We start from the raw sequence: 21,333 nt of genomic DNA, 5'->3' as shown, positions 1-21,333 counted from the left end.
TACTCAACTTTTGTTGTCAAGTTCATTTGTCCCTTTTATTAGAATAAAAAGCGAAATAAACCCAATAACGGACATCAATATAACGTGTAATGTAAGTCTCATTGAACCGGGCAAGCCGTCCCCAGTCCTCAAAAAAAGAAGCGCAGATGCGCCTCTATTCCCAGTATTCATCCGGCCGGTATTCAATTTCCGATTGGACAGTGATGCTCAGACATTCAGCATCCGCATCGTACACGACAGGATGATCCCCGACATAATACCAGTGCTTGATCACCGGTCCCTCCGCCGGCTCTTCAAACCGGAAGACATTCAGCTCCGGGCTCAGCTCCACCACGGCCGCCCCCTGCGCAGCTTTTACTCCGCAGAGCTTAATAAGCGTAAGCTCCCCCTGCGGGCTAAACGTGTAGCTCAGTCCGTCCGTGCTGCTGACAAGCATACGCCCGGTTACAGAGTGCTTCACCAGCACCCTTTCCTGCTGCTGCATTTTGGCTCCTCCTTCATAATAGGATTGTACGTGCCTGACTAGGGCAGATCAATAACCATGACCAGAGTATCAGCTTCAGCGGTAAGCGCAAGCCTGCTGATTCCCTCAATCCGGGCCGAATCTCCCGGCTGCAGGAGCTGACCGTCCGGCAGCTTAACCTGCCCTTCAATTAAATAAATGAAAATACGGCGGCCATCCTCCTGCTCAAACGTTAGCTGCCGGCCCGCCTCGGTCCGGCCGAGATAAATGGTCATATCCTGGGCGATGTCTACAATTTCCGGGGTGCGCTCCGGGGCAACCACCGGCAGCAGTCTGTCTTCAAGCCTGGCGGGATCAAACCGCCCGGTTGTATAGGAGGGTGCTGTACCGCGTGTGCGCGGCATGAACCAAAGCTGCAGCAGCCGCACCGGTTCTGTGTCCGAAGGATTATGTTCGGTATGGATCGCCCCGGTACCGGCCGACATCCGCTGAACGCCGCCGAACTCCGTCTCCGCCACATTGCCCAGATTGTCCTCATGGCGCAGCCGCCCGGACAATACAATGGAGACAATCTCCATGTCGCTATGCGGATGGGCACCGAAGCCTCTGCCCGGTGCAATGGTATCATCGTTACAGACGCGCATAGGACCAAAAGCCGTATTATCGGGATCATAGAAATCCCCGAACGAGAAGCTGTGGCTGCCCTTCAGCCAGCCATGATCAAACCGGTGCGCGGATGCCGCGGGATAAACCTTGATCATATCGATCCCTCCTGATTGTCTGATGAGTTTGAGTTAATCATTCAGTGATTGCTGGAAGCATAAATTCTGCTGTAGAAAGCCTGCATTATTGCATGGCACTAACAATAGTTTAGCAGAAAGCCCGGCAAAACCAAAAACGACGGTCAGCAGCCGGGGAAGGCATTCCTTCTGCCAAAAAAAAGAAGCAGCCTGCATACGCCAGCTGCTCCTTCAATTTCAAGTTACCCCTCGAATCCGTTCCACTGGACTACTTCTTCCAGCGGCAGTCTGGCGGTGGAGCGTCCTTCTGCTGCGGCTTTGCCCAGAGCAATCAGCATTACAGTCTCGTAACGTTCAGGAATGCTGAACAGCTCACGGAACTTATCGGGATGGAAGCCGCCCATAGGTACAGTATCATAGCCCTTCGCCTTCGCCGCAAGCATCAGCTGCATGGATACCAGGCCGCCGTCAACGAGGGCTATTTCCTTCAGCTTCTGGACCGGCATGCTGGAGTAGCCGTCTCTGCTGCGCTTAGCCATTGCCGCCCCCACCTCTGCAGTGACATATCCGGCTGCTTCAGCGTACTCCCATATTTTCTCTGCATTGCGGTAAGCCTCGATGTCGCCGATAACAGCAATCGTAGCCGAAGCATCGACAACCTGCTGCTGGTTATTGGCAATTGGAAGCAGCTGCTCCTTCAGTGCCGGATCTGTAATAACAATAAAGCGCCAAGGCTGCAAATTGGATGAGGACGGGGCCAGAATGGCGTCATCCAGAATCGCTTTGATTTCCTCATCGGAAATTTTCCAGGACGGATCATATTTCCGCACCGAATGCCGCTCCCGGATCACCTTACTGAACTCCGCTTCCACCTTCAATTCTGTTGTCATTGTCTAACTCCTCCTCTTCCTGATCCCAATTCTGTGATTATAAAAGCACAGTTAATGTCAAAAAAAATCTGCGTCATCAATTCCTATGCTATCCAACATTTAACTGTAATTAATTACGCACAGTTTAGTTCACAAAAAAGCCTTCTGTCAACAGCCAGCCTTACGCACCATTTCAGCTAGCGTATATTTTTCCAGCACAACCACGATACTGCGGTCCATTTCGGCAAAAAGTTCACTGCAGGCGCCCATCATCTGCTCACCTAGCGCATTGCCGCACATCGTCTCATTCACCGCTTTGCTGCACGCTTCGCCAGCCTCCAGTGCCTGAAAAATGTCGGCAAGGGTCAGCTTTTCCGGGTCACAGTTAAGCGCGTAGCCGCCGTCCCGGCCTTCTTTGGTTATCAGAATCTGTGCACGCGTCAGCTTGGCCATCGTCTTTCTCAGCAGGGTCGCCTCGGAAGAGAGCAGCTCGGCCATTTCACAGCTTGAACAGGTATCACCTTTGCGGGCCAGCACCACCATTGCCTGCAGTACGAGTCCGAACGATTTATATTGGGAAGCGCCACTGCTGCGTGTTTTTGTCATACGGGCTCCTTTCTGACTCATTGATGTATGTTAAGTATAGAACGCCCGGCCTTTTTTGGCAAAAAGAAAGCCCCCGCCCTAACGACCCGCAGGTCCAAGGCAGAGGCTTGCTGCTATAAACGCGGGCTGTCAGCTGGTAAGCCTACTCGCCCTTATATATTGACTAGAGCTTGGCGATCGTTTCAGTGAGTACCGGCACGATCTGTGATTTGCGGGATACAACGCCTCTGAGCAGCGCTTTGTTGTCATCCAGCTTCACATTGTAAGCCTGCTCTACTGCACCGGCGAGACGGCCGAGCGCCAGACCTACAGAGTCGTTGTTCAGGATATCTGTTACGACGAACAGAAACAGATCCAGTTCTTTTTCAGCAATAATAGCTGTCAGCGCCGCTTCCAGCTCTGCCTGCTTGGAGAGCACATCGTTCACGTCAACCGCGTTGACCTGGGCAATTTCAACCTTGTAGTCACCCATTTTGAATTCCTTGGCATCCAGGGAGATCAGCTGAGCAATGCTCTTGTCGCTGAGGTCAGCACCGGCTTTAAGCATAGCCAGACCGTATTCTTCGGCATTTACACCGGCGATTTCAGCCAGCTCACGCGCAGCCGCTACGTCCTGCTCGGTGCAGGTCGGCGATTTGAACAGCAAAGAATCGGAAATGATTGCGGACAGCATCAGACCGGCGATTTCCCGGGGAATTGCTACACCGTTTTCTTTGTACAGCTTGTTCAGGATAGTCGCTGTGCAGCCTACTGGCTCAGCACGGTAGTAGAGCGGGTGCGCCGTTTCGAAGTTGGCGATCCGGTGGTGGTCGATCACTTCAACTACACGGACCTGCTCAATTCCGTCTGCACTCTGCTGGCGTTCGTTATGGTCAACCAGAATCACCTGAGCGGCTTCTCCGGCAACATTTGTAACCAGACGGGGTGCAGCTACGCCGAACTGATCCAGCGCGAATTGAGTTTCCCCGCTTACTTCACCCAGGCGTACTGCTTCAGCATCCCAGCCCAGTTCCTTCTTGAGTGCCGCATAGGCAATTGCTGAACAAATTGTATCCGTGTCCGGATTTTTGTGTCCAAAGACGAGTGTTTTTTCCATTTCCAATCTCCTTACTTTGTTTTTTGTGAGAATAATATACCATACATTGATAGGGACAAGCCAGAAAAGGAGCAGGAAGTCTTTGTTGTCCCTTCATTCTATAATTTTTGGCAGCTAAATGCCTTTAATCACCGCCATCGGTTTGCACTTGGCTACAACATCGGCCAGCCCCGCCCCTGTGATGCTGTCAATAATCTGGTCCACATCCTTGTAGGCCTGCGGGCATTCATCGAGAATCGTATCCAGGGAACGGTGGTTAACGATAATCTCCTCGTCGGTACCCACCCGCAGCGACTGGCTGAACTCATCCACTGTCACCGCAAGGCGGGTGGCTCTTCTTGAACGTACCCGGCCGGCACCATGGCAGATGGAATAGAAGTTCTTCAGGCCCTCGTCGCGGCCGAGCATAATGTAAGACGAGGTGCCCATGGAGCCGGGAATGAGCGCCGGATGCCCTGTCGCTTTGTACACCGGCGTGTTCAGAAAATGCCCCGGCGGCAGCGCCCGTGTAGCCCCTTTACGGTGCACCAGCATCGGCTGCCCGCGGTGGAACTCTTTTAACGCATAGTTATGCATCAGGTCATACAGCACCGGCATTTCGAATTGCGGCCCGTACAGCTCCCGGAAAGCCTCCTGCACCCCGAACGCAATCATATGCCGGTTCGTCACGGCAAAGTTCAGCGCAGAGTACATCAGATTCAGATAGGTCTGGCCCTCGCGGCTGCTGATCGGCGCATAATTCAGGTTCGGATCGGGGTTCGTTACACCCCAGAGGTGCATCGCTTCTTTAATAGTCTTCGTATGCTCCCGGCCGACCATCGCCCCCCAAGCACGAGAGCCGGAATGGATCATGACAACAACACCGCCGTCAAAGAGCCCCCACTTCGCCGCCAGCTCCTTATGCTCCTCGGCAATTTCCAGATACTGAATCTCGCAAAAATGATTACCGCTCCCGAGCGTTCCGAGCTGGCCGTGGGCGTTTTTGCGGATTTTTGGGGGCAGGTTTTCCAGCGCAGTATGGTCATAGCGGAAGTTGCTCTCCTCCACATGGGTGATCCATTGCGGGGAAGGGATATATTTTTCCGGCAGACCGTTCAGGCCGCTGCGCACAATCTCCATAATATCAATGTCGGCATAATTGCTGTTGACCCGCTCGTTCGTTGGCACATATTTTTCAATCGCTTCGATCAGTCTGCGGCGGACCTCCTTATCCTGCAGATCCCGCTTATGCAGCGGCGTCGTGTGCACGCGCATCCCGCAGCCGATATCCACCCCGACAATCGAAGGCGAGACCATCCCGTCCTTCATGTTCCACACCGCCGTTGTGCCGATGCAGGTTCCCACACCGACATGCGCATCCGGAGTATAAGCCATATATTTATTGCGCGGAATCCGCAGATTGTTGTCCGCCATCTCGAATACCTTGTCTTCAAAAGACTCGTAGATCTCCTGATTGGCGAACACATGCAGCGCCCCGTGCGGGAGCTCCAGCTCATAGTGGTTGCTGCCGTGCGATTTGATGCTTCTGTTCATTGTTACTCCTCCTGTAGTTTTGTTTATATAAAAAAGCTGCCGGCCCGCGCCGTCTCTGCTCAACCTGTAACCAGGCATAGCGAAACCCTGCGCAATCCGGCAGCTCTCATTCAACGTCTAGTGCTGCAGCACGGCTAGGCCGTGTTGCGGCAGATATAAACCAGACTTGCACCTCTGCCCCGTGTGAGAGGGAGAGATGGCGGGATGAGACGGATAACAGCCGGATGGATAGAGCCCGCGCGGGTAGAGGCCGACTCGGAGCCCGTTGCCGGGTTTAGAGCCGGAGCCGGAGCTGACGTTAGAGCTGGCGTTATGTCTAAAGCCGGGGCGGATTCCGAGAATATAGCAAGAGCTACAGCTAGATACGGATCGGATTTCATGGCCGGAATTAGAGCTGGAGCTAGAAATAGATCTGATTTCAGAGCCAGATCTAGAGCCAGAGCTGATTGCGGAGTCGGAGCTTGTTCTTTGCCTACACCTGTGCCCGTCTGTGTGCCCGGCGCTGCTGTCCGCTCTATGTGCTGCTCACTCCATCTGATTAGTTTGCTCATTCTTCTCTCTCCTTTCAGGGGTATGGTATAAGGTGCTGGCTAGGTGTGGGATCAAAGGGTTTTTCCCCTTTGATTTCAGCTTTCGGACCGTTCGTGACTCGGATCAAAGGGATTTTTCCTCTTATTTCGGCTCTATAGCTCAGGTTTCAGTTCGATTAGTGGGATTTTTCCCCTTAAGCCTTGCTTACTCAACGTCTAAGAACAACAAAAAGGCTGCGTCGAGCCGCCCTTCTCTCTGCCCCTTGCACAAGGTCAAAGAAAAAGGCTGCGGTGCACGCAGCCTGAAATCCCGGTATTGCCATAGATTTGGCGGCAGAATCAAATCTGCCTGACCCAAGGCAAGGGAGCGCTGCGTGAATCCTGAGTTTCCTCTGAATAGGAATATGCCGGACGTGTGAAAGGTATAGTTAGCTCACGGTCATATAGTTGGCCAACGTGTTCATCCCTGTTCAATGTCTGCATTATTCCTGCTCCTCCCTAAGCCATCTTCGGCGTAAATTTGTAGCCAGCTTACCATGGTTTTCCAGAAGCTGTCAACCTCAAGAATGGTTAGTACACATCAATATCATAAGCCTGCTGCTCATACTTTTCCCCATACTTCTAGCTACTGCAGCACTTAAACTACCTGTTTGTTCCCAGGCTGAGCTGGAATCGGCAATTCTGCGCCAGCCTCCAGCCTGACTAACACTACCTAGCCCTGCCCGGCACCCGTTCGCGGCAATCTCCGCAAAGTCTTGGGCAGGGGATCGGGCACGGCCTGGCCGTCCAGCGGTTCGTTGTCTCCGAACAGATCCGGGTTCCCGGCCAGCATGCCGCTTAGGATGTCCGTAGTCTTCACTGCACTGCAGATCATGACAGGAGCATCGCCGAAATCCCCCCTGCGCAGCGCTCCGCCGTCCTCCAGCACATGCTCCACCTTCCAGAAATGCTGGGACCACGATAGCCCGCAGTGCCTGCGCGATGGTACAGACAGCTCGGTTCCGTCCGGTGTAATCGTGTACAGCTGCTCCGGTTCATCGGTCATTCTGCCCGGAATATCCACCCATTCCTCAATGCCGTGAATGAACGTGTTCCGCCGCAGATCCACGCCAAGCAGCATAATCTCCGCCTCCCGGTCGAGCAGCTTGCCGTAGACCGATCCGCGGGCACAGGGAGTATCCCAGCGGTGATCCCCGGCGGTAAAAGCTTCGGCATCCTGCCCAAGGGCAGCTACCGAGTGGGTCGGATGCCAGGAACGGATAACGCCTGGACGTTTCCGGAACAGCTCCGGCAGAACACCGACACAGGATGGTGAATCCTGCACAGAGAAGCGCGGATTCGTCGCATCAATATATGACCAGGTATGTGTCGGCAGGACAAGCAGCCCGTCCTTCATATATTCGGACAGCACATCCAGCACGGTATCTGCGCCACCTTCTACAGGTCCAATACTTTTTAATGAGGAATGGACCAGCAGCGTTCCTTGGGGATTAATATGAAGCTCCTTCAGCTGTTCGAGCAGGCTGGCTTTCGTGTACATTGCAGTACTCTCCTTTTTACGGTCGATATATAGTTTCCGCTTGCAATTCAATCAACTTACTATTAAAATTATAGTAACTTAAAATAATTCACCACTAAACCCAATAGTGGCCCTGCAACATTTTGTAAATAATAAAAAAGCATTAGTGAACCTTGTCTATTCCAGTTGTCCCTTCACTCCCAATATTCAAAAAATACGCTTACACACTTCTTTAACATCACAAATCCGAGGAGGATCTACCATGAGTTTAACATTAAAAGGCCTTCACCATGTATCCGCCATTACAGCCAAAGCTCCGGAAAACTACAAATTTTACACTGAGGTTCTGGGACTCCGGCTGATCAAAAAAACAGTGAACCAGGATGACATCTCCGTCTATCACCTGTTCTACGGCGATGAAGCCGGCAATCCGGGCACGGAGCTGACCTTCTTTGAGCTTCCGAACGCCGGACGCAACCGGGACGGCAATAACAGCATCTCCGCCCTGTCGCTGCGTGTACCGGATGATAAGGCGCTGGATTACTGGAAAGAACGTTTCACAGCCTTCAATGTAGACCACGACAGCACCATCACTGACCGCGGCGGCCGCCTTACCCTTGGCTTCCGCGACCATGAGGGTCAGCGGTTTCTGCTGGTCTCCGACCAGAACAACCAGGGAGTTGCCGGCGGCAAGCCATGGCCGGCCAGTCCTGTGCCGGCGGAATACGGCATCACCGGTCTTGGCCCGGCTCATCTGACCGCCCGGGACGCTGAGCCGACAACGCTCATCCTGCAGGATCTGCTCGGCTTCCGCCGCAAAGGAAGCTACCCTTCACCGGTGGCCGGACAGCCGGACGTCGTCGTATTTGAGACCGGTGAAGGCGGCTCCGGTGCTGAAGTGCATCTGGAGGAACGCAGCGATCTGCCACAGGAGCGCCTGGGCCGGGGCGGCGTGCACCATGTTGCTTTCCGGGTGGATAATGAGACGGAACTAAAACTATGGATCGAGCGCATCCGCACCGTCCAGCTGCCCAATTCCGGATTTGTGGACCGCTTTTACTTCCGGTCCCTGTACTTCCGCGAGCCGAACGGCATTCTGTTCGAGCTGGCTACGGACGGCCCCGGCTTCGCAACCGATGAACCGCTGGAGCATCTCGGTGAAGCCCTCGCCCTGCCTCCATTCCTGGAAGCAAAACGGGAGCAGATCGAAGCTTACCTGAAGCCGCTGGACACCCGGCAGCAGCAATGATATAGACTCAGACTGTAATCTATTCCCAGCCCAAACAGCTGCGTTCCAAACAGGAACGCAGCTGTTTCTGTTGCACCTATTCCCGGTCCGCTTTAACTGCAGATACCCTCAGGAGCGGTCAGCTCTCCGACCAGGTTATGGTGAAAATATTGAAGCCGGGCCGGGCCGTCGAAGGCTTGCCCGTAATCGAGACGGGACTTGTGCCGCCCAGCCGGCCGGTAATCTTCACCGTTGTTGCCAACACGGTCTGCGAGGCATTGTCGAGCCGTTTGATTTTGGCATATTCACTGTATACGAAGCCCATCGTCTCCAGCGATTCCTGTGTGGAGTAGCTGAAGGCAGCCTTCTTCACGCCGTCCGCATCCGTATCCAGTGTCGTTGCGATGATAGCATCACTCGGTATCGGAAAATCCTGCGGCAGGTTGACCGGCCGCACCGTGCTCTCCACAGGCGCAGCAGTGCCTGAACCTGAACCGGAGCCAGAACCGGCAGAGGCTCCCGCATCTGCACCAGTACCGATCCGGACTTTATAGTTTACTGCATCATACGTAATCGGCACATCCAGCGCCTCCGCAACCGAGCGGACCGGCAAATACGTAAGGCCCTCGTACGTAATCGGCCTTAACGTTTTGCCGTTGCCGTCTCTCAGCCAGTATGGCGTGCCGTCAACAACGACTCCAATGCTGTTGTTCAGATAGGCCTTAATCTCCTGAAGCTTGGCTCCGGCATATACACCGGCTGAGCCGGTCAGCGCCATACCGGCGGCAACCGCGGCGATCAGCCATTTCCGGTTCATTTTCATGAGAAATCCTCTCCTGTTCGCTAGGATAATGTAGCTATAAATACTGCGTCCTAATATATTTAACACCGGAAGAAGTCTTCCAACCTTTTATCAGGGCAAAGCACCTGCCACTAGCGTCTATATCATCACTTAACAATATCCAGCAGCTCCGCCAGTTCACGGATTTCATAGGTCGGCTCAACACCGGCACCGTTAGTCTTCCCTAAAGGATTGAACCAGCAGGTATCAATTCCATAGTTAACCCCGCCGCGGATATCGGAGGTCAGTGAATCCCCCACAATCAGCACCCTGCTTTTATCGGAAATGCCCAGCTTGTCAAAAGCATAATCAAAGATCCCGGCCGCCGGCTTCTGATAACCCGCTTCCTCTGAAATAATGATCTGCTCAAAGGTCTCAGCAAGCGGCGATCCCTTGATTCTGGACAGCTGCACATCCTTGATCCCGTTCGTAATAATCGCCAGCCTGCAGCCTTCAAGCGCCCCGCACAGCTCGGCCGCCCCCTGGATCAGAAACGTGCCTTCCCCCAGAAAACGCAAATAAGCCTCGCTGAATTCTTCCGGATTGTACTCCAGATTATGCCGGACAAACAGCCGGTTAAAACGCTCCACCCGCAGCGCTGCAGAGGTAATCTGCCCCGCCTCCAGATCGGCCCACAGCGCACGGTTAATCTCCTGATAGCTCGCAGCATACTCCTCTGCTCCGGCCGGCAGCCCAAAGTGGGTGAACACATTCAGAAACGCCTGCCCTTCAGCCATTCCATAATCAAACAGCGTATCATCAGCATCAAACAGAATTACGTCGTATTTCATCATCCGCCTCCAAAATGGTTGTACAATCGACAAGGTATTGCACTCTGAGATATAATCTAGACAGCCCTGCTCATAAGACAATTTATCGTGGTACATCTTAAGCTTATCTTTTTAAAAAATCAACGGTGGTGATTGTCATTTTTTACGTTTTGGCGTTTCTGGTATCGTTTTGTATCGTTTATCTGCTCATCCCTCCGCTCGGCAGGCTTGCGTTCCGGCTTGATTTTGTGGACAGGCCACGTGAGGATGTGGAGCGCAAAATTCACAGGGAGCCCATCCCCCTGACAGCCAGCTATGCGATATTTATCGGCTTTTTCATTACATACCTGCTGTTCGCCCGTGATTTCTCGCTGGAGACACTCGCCCTCTTTATCGGCGGGGTGCTTCTGCTCACTATAGGTACTATTGATGACTGGTACAAGACCAAAGGCAAGGATTTTCCGGCCCTGCCCAAATTCATCGTACAGATTGCAGCAGCCGTTCTTGTCTTCCTGTCCGGCAATGCTTTTACCGGCTTCATCAACCCGTTCTCGGGAGATTACGTTTCCCTCCCGTTCATCCTGCAGTTCATACTGACGATCGTCTGGATCTTCGGGGTGACTACAGTAATTAACTTTTCCGACGGAATGGACGGGCTGGCCGGCGGGCTTACAGCAATTTCAGCTGTTACACTGTTCATCGTTGCGCTCACCAAAGGCCAGTCTGCATCTGCCATCATGGCTATTTCCCTGGTCGGTGTCACACTCGCATATCTGCGCTTTAATAAGGCACCGGCCAAAATCTTCATGGGCGATGCCGGCGCTACCTTCATGGGCTTCATTCTGGCCGTCATCGCGCTTGACGGTGCCTTCAAGCAGGCTACGGTGCTTTCGCTGTTCATTCCGATCCTGGCGCTCGGCGTACCGATCTTCGACAATCTGTTTGTCGTGATCAAGCGGTTCCTTCAGGGCAAAGCGATTTATCAGGCCGATGCCAGCCAGGTCCACTACCGGCTGCTCAAGGCCGGCCTGAACCAGAAGCAGGTTGTTGCCGTGCTCTACCTGGTCAGCGTCTGCCTGTCCCTCTCTTCGATTATTCTCTTGCTTATCGAAACCTGACGGCTTGCCGGCAGCATGCTGTCTGAAACAGCAGCACCTCCCTCGCTTATGTGAGGGAGGTGCTTTTTTTATCTTCAGCCCTTCTCCTGAATGAAGTCGTATAACTGCCGGTAAATTCCTACAATCTCTGACATCGGCATCCGGACCAGACCGCTGGAGGATGGGGCAACGAACTCGCGAACGCCGTCGACAACGGGCTCCGCTGTCTGGAAGCCCCATTGCGCCTTGGGCCTGCGGCTGAATTCCGTATAGACCCCCTTGCCCACAAAGCAGGCAATCTGCGGCCGGTACTGCTCAAGCTTCCCGCGCAGCAGTTCCCGCCCGGTATGATACTCCTCGCGCGTGATATCCTCTGCGCCGACCGTTGGCCGGGCCACAATATTCGTGAAGCCGTACCCAAGCTTCAGCAGCTCGCCGTCCTCCGCAGCCTCATACAAGCGCGGCGTCAGGCCTGACTGCTGTAGAATCCGCCAGAAATTGTTGCGCGGATTCGCATAATGATGCCCCAGCTCCCCTGAGCGGATGCTCGGGTTAAAGCCGATAAAGACGATCTGCAGGCCGTTCTCCAGGTGATCCGGCACTTCCTCCATGAACATCCCTCCTGCCATCCGTTATTTCTCCGCGTTCTCCAGCTCAGCTACGTGATAACATCAAGCAGCTCCTCCAGCAGGCAGGAGCCGTCCTCCGGATCAACAATTAATCCGTACTGCTCCGGCGCATGCCGCAGCATCCTGGTCATAAATTTGCTGAGGGAAACCTCAGCCTTAGCATCCAACATCCTATAAAACTCCCCTCATCCTGCTACAGCCGGGGATCAACCGGGTCAGACTCCAGCGCAAGAGCGGCCAGCACACATTCATGCACGCGCTCCAGCGGCTCCCTGCGGATGAACCGGTTCACGGATTCCACACTGAGCGCGCATTCCATCAGGGCGTGCCGCTCCTTTTTGGAGGTCCTGCGCTGCTTGAGCCGTTTCAGGTTATCCGGCTGCAGATAGTCGATACCGTATATAATGTGCAGGTATTTCCGTCCCCGCACCTTGATGGCCGGCTGGACCATGTGCCTGCCGTTCTTCGTAATAAAGATTTCCGGCTTGATGACGATGCCTTCATGGCCGTCCTCCGTCATGTCCTGCCACCATTTAATGACATCCGCCTCATCAGCTGCGCTTCGGATGACCCGGTATTCCGTCTCCATGAACAACGGCGAAATTCCGGCCAGCTGCCGGGCCTGCTCCATATGCCAGATATGGCTGTGATCAAAAAAGCTCTGCCCGCTGTGTGCCAGTATATGAAACGGAGCGATCCGGATGCCCTCAAGCCCGCTTACATCCCAGCAGTACTGCTGGAAGGCCTGGCGGAAGACCTGGACACTATGCAGCTTCGCTTCCATCTCCTGCACCCAGCCGGAGACATCGCGGCCCGCCGCTTCTGCCTGACGCAGCTTAACCAGCAGATGCTCACGGTCCATTTTCGCCGCTTCGGCAACATGGGCATATTGGGTGGCAATCAGCTCCCGCGCCTTGAGGTTCCAGGGAATAATCTCCGCATCCAGCAGCAGCATTTCCGTATTGTATCTGGTAAAATAACCGGCCTGCACCAGATCGGCATTCAGCCGGGCCAGCACCTGCACTTCCGTCTCCCGGTCAAAAAACGCCCGGCCTGTACGGCTATAAATGGTGCCCAGCGCCGGCCGCCCGATATAGGACACCGCCGCCTGCTCGTCGCGGAAGAGGAGCAGCACGGCACGGCTGCCCATATGCTTTTTCTCGGCGACCATTGTGGTAACTCCCTGCGAACGGAAGTAGTCGAAAGCCTCCTGCGGATGCTCCAGATAAGACTCATCCGCAGATACAGACGGAGTCGGACTCATGGTCGGCGGGATGTACACCAGCTCCTCCAGGGGAACTGTATAGTGGGAGACACTGTCGACCGCCGCCTTCACATAATCCCCACGCACCGAGAGCTCGCCGTATGCATCCGTAAAGACGGAATAGCCGTTCACCAGCTTGCCGAGATTAGGCGGAGCAAACCGCCCGCGCTCCCAGCGGATCAGCGGGCTGTCCGGATCTTCCGCATAATCGCGGTGTGCCTTGACGCTGACAAATGCCTGCTCCGGGTAGCGGTAAGCCGTAAGTGCTCCGCCGAATACCGCCCCCTGGTCGATGTTGATCGTATTCTTTACCACTGCTGGATACGGACGCGGATCATGGCCCCAGATAATCAGCTCGCCTGATTCATGTCCTGTATACCACTCTTTGCGTACCGGTGCTCCTGCAGCATCCAGCCCGTCGGTGTCACCGTAACGGCAAAAATCCTGAACCCGGCGGGACTGCCTGCCGATATATTCGTCGCGGATACCCGCATGGGCGATCACAAGCCTTCGCACCCCGTCGCGGCACATGACCAGATGGCTGGGGGCAGACAGAAGAAACTGCTTAAGCTCTTCTTTTAAGGCTGCAGCCGCCTCAGGTCCGGCTTCCTCTTCAAATAACCTGAGCTCTGCAGCAATATTCTCGTCGCCGTGGCTCAGGGTGACGTTGCGTCCGCTGAGGTAACGGGCTATTTTCCAGCCGTGGTTGCTGTCGGTCATCCGGGCGATCCCGGCGTCAAAGTGACGCTTCCAGAAGATCATCGTGTCCAGCGATCTCGGTCCGCGGCTCATGACATCCCCGACCGAGACCAGTGTCCGGCCGGCGGGATGCCTGTACAGCCCGTCTTCACCGGCAGCATAGCCAAGCTCTCCGAGCAGCTCCAGCATTTCATCGTAGCAGCCGTGGATGTCGCCGATCACATCTATTCCTGCGCCTATATCAGCCAGCAGCGGATTGTCCCGGCGCACAAACTGCACAGCCTCAGGCTCCTTCAGCATGTATGTAAAGTCAAAGCCCTCTTCGCGCAGCCCGCGCAGTGAGCGCTTGAACTGGCTGTACTGGCTTTTGACCCGCTGTCTGCCGCGCGGCTGCTCCCGCGTCTTGTCCCGTGCAAGCAATGTCTGCTCCGGCACATCAAGCACCCAGGCCACGCAGGGCAGATCATGCTCCGCTGCAATATCAATATACTTGCGCCGGTATTCCGGCTGCAGATGCGTAGCGTCCACTACCGTCAGCTTGCCCAGCCTGCTGCGCATCGACACCACAGTGTTCATCGCCTCAAAGGCCAGGCCGGAGAGCTTCTGATAATCACTATAAAGAATATCAGCCTCCTCCCGCGGCCGCCCCTTCCAGTCCAGGTACTCGACATCACCAACTAGTGTACGGTAGGTATCCGAGGATACCATTTCCGTCTCCAGCAGCACACCTTCCTCTACCAGTCTGCGGAGCAGAGTGGTTTTACCGCTGTTTGACGGCCCGACCAGCACGATAATGCCTCCGTGCGGAAACGGAATGGTCCGCTGCGCTTCATTTTTTTCCGTCATTGCAGTTGTTCTCCTCTCGTAAATACCGCCATCTGCGTCGGGTATCCATACTCCGCAGAACCTTCACCGATTCCAGTAATCTCAGCTGCATAAGGAAAAGCTCCAGTCCAGCGGCTGCACCAGGCCGAGAAGGCTTCACGCCCCCACTCGAACCGGTGGTCGCCATGCCGGATTTCCTCCTGCTCCATCCCGTAAACGGTGTTGTAATCCTTGTTCGGCGTTGTCACAATCAGGGTCTTGGGGCCATACTGGCCAAAAATAGTATCCATCACCCGGTCCAGCCGGTGTTCATCAATATGCTCAATAACCTCACACAAAATCATAACATCCCTGCCCCGCAGCGACTCATCGAAATAGAATAACGAGCCGGTCACCGGCTCGGGAACCACCGTCCCCGTTCTGCCCTCAAGCTTGGCGAAGCGCTCCATCGCCCGCAGCTGCGAAGCAGCTGAAGGCTCAACCGCCCGGATCTCACGGACGCCCGGCACACTGCTGAGCCTGGCCGACAGCTTGCCTTCCCCGGAGCCGAAGTCCACGATGCTCGCTCTTTCGTCCAGCTCCCCGACCGTCCGGGCAATCGCCTCATAGCGCAGATCGTTAAGCCGTACCTTCGGTGCTTCCTGAACTCCGGGTGGTTCTGCTGAACCGCCGGGGGCGGACTCTTCCAGTACGGGGATGTCTGCCGGTGCTCCGGGGCCGCCGCCGGCTGTCCGCAGCTCTTTTGCCGCCATCTCCTCATACTGCCTGATCGCTCCTCCAAAACGCAGCGTGCGCTTCAGAATCAGTGCCCGCTGCGGATGCTGCTCCAGCCAGCCTGCGCCGTAACGCCGGATTTTATCCACTTCATCATCACTGATGTAATAATGCTTGTAGTCATCCAGAGCGGGTATCAGCACAAACAGCTGCTGCAATGCAGTCTGCAGTGTCTGCTTCCCTTTAAGCCGGATATATCTTGCCGAGCTGCGCGCTTTTAACGCAAAGGTATATTCCGCATCGCCGCGTTCCAGAGAAACCTCATAGCCAAGGGCACCAAACAGCTCTTCCACCGTGTGGTCCGGCAGATTGGATGCCACAGGCCCGAAGCTCAACGCAAGCTCCAGCGGCTCCTTCACCCAGTGCACATAGGCTTCCTTCGGTTTGCCGTTTAGTGCCGTACCAAGCGCCGCCCGGATGTAAGTGCAGAACAGGCTGCTGGTCACAAATTCCCGGTCATTGATATATTGCGTAATATCATTGTGCGCCTGTGAGTCTCCCTTTACAAGCTCCACCGGGTCAGGCGTTACATAAATAACGGCTTCGGTCACCTCTTCGGAGGAGGCGGTAAAAACAATGCGGACTCTCGCCTCTTTTTCAGTCCGGTCGTACAGGTTATTCGGATTTTTGGCCAGCAGATGGGACAGCATGCCTGCTCCCGCTCCCGTCGCCCTGATGATTAAATGCATCTCTAGTTCCCTCCATTAGCGCCCGCCTGACGGCCTCCTGACCTCTTTTAATCCTCTAGTCCAGGAGCTTTCGTTACCCCAAACCTCCGCCAGTGCGCTGTAAAATAGTACGTCCAGTTGTTCATCCGTTACTCCGTGAGCTGCTTCAAACAGGGAAGCCGACTCTTCAAAATGGGCAATTGACTGCTCCAGATAATTATTTATAACCTCAAGCCGGGGCTCCACCTTCAGCTCATCGCCGGACATTTTACGGACCAGCAGCTGATTCACGGTTTCCCGCAGCAGCGTTCCCTCCGGAATCAGTGTTTCTACGAGCACGGAGAACTCCAGCGGCGGAACCCCGTTATATTTCTCAATCCAGGCACAGGCGAGCAGCGGCCGGAGCACATAGAAGTATTTCTTGATCTTGACTTCGCTCCCCTGCAGATAGGTGCGGTAGTTGCCCCGGGCCATGTTCAGATAATGATAAATGCAGGATTTCGGTGAAAAGCCGAGCGGCGAAAGCGCGCGGATGCTCTCGGCCACCGTGTAATTTTCCTCATACCGGATCCCGGACTGCAGCCATTCCAGCAGAGGCGGGTTCGATTTGCGGAACAGCAGCAGCGCTTTTTTCAGATCCCAGCCGCCTATGTCCAGCAGATTGCTGATCGGCCGCTCAATGACATCCCTCGGTTCAAAAATCGACAGATAGGCTTCAGGCCGGCGCACGTACAGGAAACGCACATCGTAATCACTGTCCCTGGACGGAAAACCCCAGGCCCGGCTGCCTGATTCACAGGCATACAAGATACGCACATCTTCTTCCGCCTCAATCATGCGCAGCTGGCGTATAATCTCCAGCTCAATTTCAGACATTCTGTTCATGCTCCTTTCCGCTCAAAAAAAATATAAAAAGGCCATGGACTCCGTCGTCCATGGCCTTACCCCAATCTGCAGTTAACTGCCGGTTACGTATCGCGGCTCCCGGTAAATACCGGTACCGTCAATAAATTACCTGCTGCTGAGACCGGGTTATGATCCAGGGAGACCAGAGGGATGGAATACATGCGAGGATTCTCGGAATGCATAAAATTTTCATAGCTATTATTGTTGTTGAGCTCATTGTTGTAAGTATTCATCTGCCTCTGACCTCCTTTTACATTTTGTTTGGGTAATTGAATTGAAGACATATGCTTTGGTCCGATGTTAGCATTTTCCAACAGCATAATTCACAGGCCCAGTTTCTGTCAACCCGTCAAGCACTGGCGGGCCGGTGCCCGGCACACTGCAGAGGCTACGGAAGAACCGCCCTGATTGCCGGAGTCAGATCCTCTTCCCGCAGGGTTATGAAGTCCTCTCTGCCCTCTTTATAGACCAGCTTCACCAGATATCCCCCGCTGGAGTTAGTATAATAACGTCCCCGGTCAAGGATATCCTTAATAGCAGCAGCATCATTAACTGAAGCGGAGCGGTTCTCCTTGCGGGCCAGTTCCAAGTGGCGTTCGGGATCATAGCGGTCATTGCCACTCAAACGGCTGGCATATTCGTTCGGAATAATCTCTGCTGATTTCACATCTCCCGGAGTAATGCGGATTTTGTCCGCATAACCCAGCTGCTCAAGCCGCTCCGTCAGCTTGCTGAAGGAATGCTTCCACTCATAATTAGAGAAGTAAGGATATCCTTCATCATCAGGCATGCCTATCATCTGAATGGTTGCGTATGAACGCTGTCCTCCAGTCTGGTCCTCATAGCTCATATTCAGAATTTCTTGTTTCAATATTTCTTTCAGCTCATTCATTTCCTGCGGGTCCGAAATAATAAGTGCCTTGTTGTAATCACTGAAACGCAGGCCTTCTATTTCTTCATCCAGCTGATAAAGCCTGTACAATGTACGTTTATACCCGTCGCTCTCCATTACAGCCCGCAGCTCCGGTTCAAAACCGGCAACGGGAACCCGGTAGCTCCGGTTTAAAGTCCGCCCGTTATCCAGTTTATACATGAGATAAAAATCACGGTATTCCACATTCTGCGGATGAGGCCGCATGGTTGCCATTGCCTGATGCAGCTTGCGGACAGCTTCAACATAGTCCTTATCCCCGATGAAGGGGCTCTGTTTATCTGTAAAAGGATACGCATTGTTCCAGTAGGCATCGTATGTGGAATAATTATCAGAAGCATATACACCGACTATCTTATCCGCAGCCGGAACCCGGTTCTCGTAGCCCGTGAGTCCGGACACCGGAATATACAGCACAAGCCCCAGCAGTACTGCATATCCGGCAAACTCGAGCGCAGCCTTGCGGCTCAGAATCAGCCAGGTTTTGCGGATAATCATCTCTGCGGCAATATAGCCGATCAGTGCACCGACCAGATGTCCGGCGATAATCCAGCCAAGCTGCTGATTCCGCAGATGAGCGAAATAAGTGCCTGAGATCAGCATGGCACAAAGCATAACCCCTGCCTTGAACAGCGGGTTAAAGTACGTAAAGGCGATTGCCTGCCCCGCCTTCTCCCCGTCGCGTTTACGGTACAGCACGAAGGACAGCGCGAAGAAAAGGACGGACAGGGCCGAATAGAGCCACAGATAACCGGCAGTGAACGGATTGGTTTTGACATAGATCATATGCATCAGCGGAGACCACACTTCACTCCGTCCCCTTAATCCGTACCATGCCGGATAACCATACAGATACATGCTGAAATGTTCATTCACCAGCATCAGCAGCACAGTGGGCAGAACCAGAAGGATATAGATCACCACCCCCTGCAGCACGGATTGCCCGGTGCAGATGCCGACAAACACGCTGAAAATAAACAGGAACAGCGTAAGGATCGTCAGTGTAAGGCACCATTGTCCCACATCTGCCCAGGAGTAAATATACATGTTGCCGGCCATTGGCCTCACTATGGCGGTCACGGCAGCAGTCAGCCAGACCGGTCCGAGCACCAGAATCAGCCCGCTTGCCGTATGGGACACCAGCAGGTGTTCCCGGCGCAGCGGCAGGCGGTGCCACAGGTCGGATGGCGCTTTGGCCTGCAGATAACGGAACAGGAACAAGGCTGCCGCGACCGGCACCGTAACGGAGAACAGCATCTGAATCTCTCCCCCGATGAAGAACAAATTGTCCACCGTCCGGCGCTCCGGATTAGGGTCATTGTTCAGGAACAGCTGCAGCGGCAGCGCGAATAAAAGAACGAGCGAGTAAATAATTCCGATCCAGCCGTGCTGGCGCAGGTTCTGGCGGATGACACTGCTGTTAAAGAAGAATCGGCTGCGCATCATATCCGGCATCCCCCATTTCATAAATAAAGATTTCCTCCAGCGTCAGCGGCAGCAGGTCGAATACATAAGGCTCATACACATGAAAAGCCTGCGCGATCCGCTCACGGTCGCCTTTTACGATATACAGGCTTACGCTGCCGCGCTGCTCCTGGTGAAGAATCTGCAGCTTGGCGGCGAGCGCACCGGCGTGACGCTGATCGCGGAAGGCCACCTGAATTTTATGCGTGTCCGCCTTCAGGTCATCCAGCTCCTTCTCCACCAGCATCCGCCCGCCGTGCATAATGCCGACATGGTCACACAGATCTTCGATCTCGCGCAGATTGTGGGAGGAGATCAGGACGGTCAAGCCGCGGTCAGCCACTTCCTGGAACAGCAGATTCTTGATCTGCCGGCGCATCACCGGATCAAGCCCGTCGATCGGCTCGTCCATGATCAGCACCTCCGGCGTACAGCTCAGTGCAAGCCACAGTGCAGCCTGACGCTGCATCCCTTTGGAGAATCGGCTGAGCTTACGCTTCCGGTCCAGCTTAAAAGCTGTACCCAGCTCCTCGAACCGCTTCTCACTCCATGAAGGATAGATAGACCGGTAAAATGCAGCCATACTCCGCACCGTTGCCTGCGGGAAAAAATATGGGCTGTCCGGCATGAAAATAATCCTCCGCTTTACATCCGGAGCTTCAAAAACCAGCTCACCGCCAACCGTAACGGTCCCTTCGTCGGGCCGGTAAATCCCGGCCAATGTCTTAAGGAGCGTGGTTTTGCCTGCGCCATTTGATCCGAGCAGGCCGTAGATCGTCCCTTTCGGCACAGTCAGCGAGAGGCTGTCGACGGCCTTCTCGCCCTGAAAGATTTTGCTTACCCCGCGGATACTAATCATGCTTCTCCCCCTCTTTTGCCTTCCAGAACCTGCCGGTACAAAGCGCTTATCTCGCCTTCGGTGAAGCCGAGGTACACCGCCTCCGCCATCAGCCGCAGCAGACCTTCGCGCAGCTCTGTCCGCTTACTCTCACTGCGCTCCTGCGCAAGGGGTGCCACGAAGCTCCCTTTTCCGGGCAAGGAATAAATAAAGCCTTCCCGCTCCAGCTCCCGGTACGCCTTCTGAATCGTATTGGGGTTAACCGTTAGCTGCGAGGACAATGTTCTAACCGATGGAAGCTGTTCGTCCGCCTGAAGGATGCCATGCATAATCATCTCTTTAACCTTGTCAGTCAGCTGCTCATAAATCGGCTTGCGGCTGCGGACATCCAGTTCGAACATAGGTGCCCTCCTTTACTAAACTAAAGATATGGAAAACTTATCTGTATTAACTGTACTATTATTATTAATACAGTTAAACAGGATTGTCAACGTAAAGAAACGGCCTGCCCGCTTTTAGCGGATGGGCCGTTGTTTTACTTTAGCTATTTGTAGACTAGTTTCGTCCGAGGTTATGTAGATCGATTTCGCTGAATTTTTTTCATCGTAATCAGTACCGGTTGCTTGATTCAGCCCCTAGCAGAATCGCTCCCTTTGGGCAGCTCACCGGATAACTGCATTTTGTGCAACTAAAAAGGGCAATTTTGAGTCTCAGTCGGCTTTAACTGTACTTTGGAGACAATTTCATAATCCAAAACCCTTGCTGCGCTTGGATTTTTTGAGCATAGAAAAAGGAGTACCTCCCCAAATTCTCGAAGTTATAGGCGACCAAACCGACATCCGAGAAAGAAAAGAGGTAATCCCTATCTATTCAATTCGACAAGAAGAGCTATTTTCCTTTGAGGAATTGCTCCTGATGCGCCCAGAAAATAAATACTGCCAAATCTTTGAACACTTAGATCTGGCTCCGGTCCTGCACGTCCTTCGGAAAAAGAACCACCGTGGTCGGCCGCAGGAGCTAAACATTCCTGCCATGATCTACTC

At 54.0% G+C, this 21,333-nt stretch carries 22 protein-coding genes; 2 read left to right on the top strand and 20 right to left on the bottom strand.

Going from position 1 to position 21,333, the window contains the following annotated elements:
- Positions 1–154: 154 nt before the first annotated feature.
- The 8 genes from BLR64_RS21960 to BLR64_RS21925 all read right to left on the bottom strand — a co-directional run bounded on the left by BLR64_RS21960 (position 155) and on the right by BLR64_RS21925 (position 7,377).
- Positions 155–484, bottom strand: coding sequence for a hypothetical protein (locus tag BLR64_RS21960; RefSeq protein WP_090717513.1), 330 nt, complete (start codon positions 482–484; stop codon positions 155–157).
- A gap of 38 nt (positions 485–522) precedes the next feature.
- Complete coding sequence (locus BLR64_RS21955) at positions 523–1,224, bottom strand: pirin family protein (RefSeq protein ID WP_090717510.1); 702 nt, start codon at positions 1,222–1,224, stop codon at positions 523–525.
- A gap of 33 nt (positions 1,225–1,257) precedes the next feature.
- The gene (locus BLR64_RS30405) at positions 1,258–1,419 is read right to left on the bottom strand and encodes a hypothetical protein (RefSeq protein ID WP_167360756.1); all 162 of its coding nucleotides are present in this window, start codon (positions 1,417–1,419) and stop codon (positions 1,258–1,260) included.
- Between the two features lie 26 nt (positions 1,420–1,445).
- A complete protein-coding gene (locus BLR64_RS21950) occupies positions 1,446–2,093 on the bottom strand; it encodes a nitroreductase family protein (RefSeq protein ID WP_090717508.1) in 648 nt (215 codons plus the stop codon).
- 147 nt (positions 2,094–2,240) lie between these two features.
- Positions 2,241–2,678 carry an RrF2 family transcriptional regulator gene (locus BLR64_RS21945; RefSeq protein WP_090717505.1) on the bottom strand — a complete coding sequence of 146 codons (438 nt, stop codon included), beginning with the start codon at positions 2,676–2,678 and terminating at the stop codon, positions 2,241–2,243.
- 163 nt (positions 2,679–2,841) lie between these two features.
- Positions 2,842–3,774 (bottom strand): manganese-dependent inorganic pyrophosphatase, encoded by a 933-nt coding sequence (locus tag BLR64_RS21940; protein WP_090717503.1) that lies wholly within the window; start codon positions 3,772–3,774, stop codon positions 2,842–2,844.
- A gap of 114 nt (positions 3,775–3,888) precedes the next feature.
- Positions 3,889–5,307, bottom strand: coding sequence for an RtcB family protein (locus BLR64_RS21935; protein ID WP_090717501.1), 1,419 nt, complete (start codon positions 5,305–5,307; stop codon positions 3,889–3,891).
- Positions 5,308–6,549: 1,242 nt separating this feature from the next.
- On the bottom strand, positions 6,550–7,377 hold the full coding sequence (locus BLR64_RS21925; protein ID WP_090717496.1) for an AAC(3) family N-acetyltransferase: 828 nt from the start codon (positions 7,375–7,377) through the stop codon (positions 6,550–6,552).
- Between the two features lie 241 nt (positions 7,378–7,618).
- Here BLR64_RS21925 and BLR64_RS21920 point away from each other — a divergent pair, with 241 nt between their 5' ends.
- Positions 7,619–8,605, top strand: coding sequence for a ring-cleaving dioxygenase (locus tag BLR64_RS21920; protein ID WP_090717494.1), 987 nt, complete (start codon positions 7,619–7,621; stop codon positions 8,603–8,605).
- A 118-nt stretch (positions 8,606–8,723) separates the two neighbouring features.
- Here BLR64_RS21920 and BLR64_RS21915 read toward each other — a convergent pair whose 3' ends face one another.
- Together BLR64_RS21915 and BLR64_RS21910 are read right to left on the bottom strand one after the other, a co-directional pair.
- Entirely contained in the window at positions 8,724–9,407 is a 684-nt protein-coding gene (locus BLR64_RS21915) for a hypothetical protein (RefSeq protein ID WP_090717491.1), read from the bottom strand.
- A 125-nt stretch (positions 9,408–9,532) separates the two neighbouring features.
- A complete protein-coding gene (locus BLR64_RS21910; protein ID WP_090717488.1) occupies positions 9,533–10,216 on the bottom strand; it encodes a YjjG family noncanonical pyrimidine nucleotidase in 684 nt (227 codons plus the stop codon).
- A gap of 137 nt (positions 10,217–10,353) precedes the next feature.
- On the opposite strand from BLR64_RS21910, the gene BLR64_RS21905 reads away from it, so the two are divergent.
- A complete protein-coding gene (locus tag BLR64_RS21905) occupies positions 10,354–11,313 on the top strand; it encodes an MraY family glycosyltransferase (protein ID WP_376744635.1) in 960 nt (319 codons plus the stop codon).
- Positions 11,314–11,387: 74 nt separating this feature from the next.
- Here BLR64_RS21905 and BLR64_RS21900 read toward each other — a convergent pair whose 3' ends face one another.
- The 10 genes from BLR64_RS21900 to BLR64_RS30600 all read right to left on the bottom strand — a co-directional run.
- Positions 11,388–11,903, bottom strand: coding sequence for a mismatch-specific DNA-glycosylase (locus BLR64_RS21900; protein WP_090717486.1), 516 nt, complete (start codon positions 11,901–11,903; stop codon positions 11,388–11,390).
- A gap of 47 nt (positions 11,904–11,950) precedes the next feature.
- Positions 11,951–12,091, bottom strand: coding sequence for an RNA 2'-phosphotransferase family protein (locus BLR64_RS21895; RefSeq protein ID WP_208607217.1), 141 nt, complete (start codon positions 12,089–12,091; stop codon positions 11,951–11,953).
- 23 nt (positions 12,092–12,114) lie between these two features.
- Positions 12,115–14,730, bottom strand: coding sequence for a polynucleotide kinase-phosphatase (locus BLR64_RS21890; RefSeq protein WP_090717485.1), 2,616 nt, complete (start codon positions 14,728–14,730; stop codon positions 12,115–12,117).
- Positions 14,727–16,172 (bottom strand): 3' terminal RNA ribose 2'-O-methyltransferase Hen1, encoded by a 1,446-nt coding sequence (locus tag BLR64_RS21885; RefSeq protein ID WP_090717482.1) that lies wholly within the window; start codon positions 16,170–16,172, stop codon positions 14,727–14,729. Before BLR64_RS21885 ends, BLR64_RS21890 begins: the two co-directional genes overlap by 4 nt.
- Before the next feature lie 15 nt (positions 16,173–16,187).
- A complete protein-coding gene (locus BLR64_RS21880; RefSeq protein ID WP_090717480.1) occupies positions 16,188–17,027 on the bottom strand; it encodes a nucleotidyltransferase domain-containing protein in 840 nt (279 codons plus the stop codon).
- Between the two features lie 92 nt (positions 17,028–17,119).
- Positions 17,120–17,290 carry a hypothetical protein gene (locus tag BLR64_RS30400; RefSeq protein ID WP_167360755.1) on the bottom strand — a complete coding sequence of 57 codons (171 nt, stop codon included), beginning with the start codon at positions 17,288–17,290 and terminating at the stop codon, positions 17,120–17,122.
- Between the two features lie 155 nt (positions 17,291–17,445).
- Positions 17,446–19,455, bottom strand: a complete 2,010-nt coding sequence (locus BLR64_RS21875; RefSeq protein ID WP_090717477.1) for a DUF6449 domain-containing protein — start codon at positions 19,453–19,455, stop codon at positions 17,446–17,448.
- The gene (locus tag BLR64_RS21870; protein WP_090717473.1) at positions 19,409–20,311 is read right to left on the bottom strand and encodes an ABC transporter ATP-binding protein; all 903 of its coding nucleotides are present in this window, start codon (positions 20,309–20,311) and stop codon (positions 19,409–19,411) included. The genes BLR64_RS21875 and BLR64_RS21870 overlap by 47 nt, the downstream gene beginning before the upstream one ends.
- Entirely contained in the window at positions 20,308–20,691 is a 384-nt protein-coding gene (locus tag BLR64_RS21865) for a GntR family transcriptional regulator (protein WP_090717470.1), read from the bottom strand. The genes BLR64_RS21870 and BLR64_RS21865 overlap by 4 nt, the downstream gene beginning before the upstream one ends.
- A 461-nt stretch (positions 20,692–21,152) precedes the next feature.
- On the bottom strand, positions 21,153–21,333 hold a 181-nt coding region (locus BLR64_RS30600; RefSeq protein WP_208607216.1), incomplete at its 5' end, for a hypothetical protein.

This window comes from Paenibacillus typhae, from assembly GCF_900099765.1.
GTDB classification, from domain to species: Bacteria; Bacillota; Bacilli; order Paenibacillales; family Paenibacillaceae; genus Paenibacillus_AQ; species Paenibacillus_AQ typhae.
This window is presented reverse-complemented; position numbering and strand designations above follow the sequence as displayed.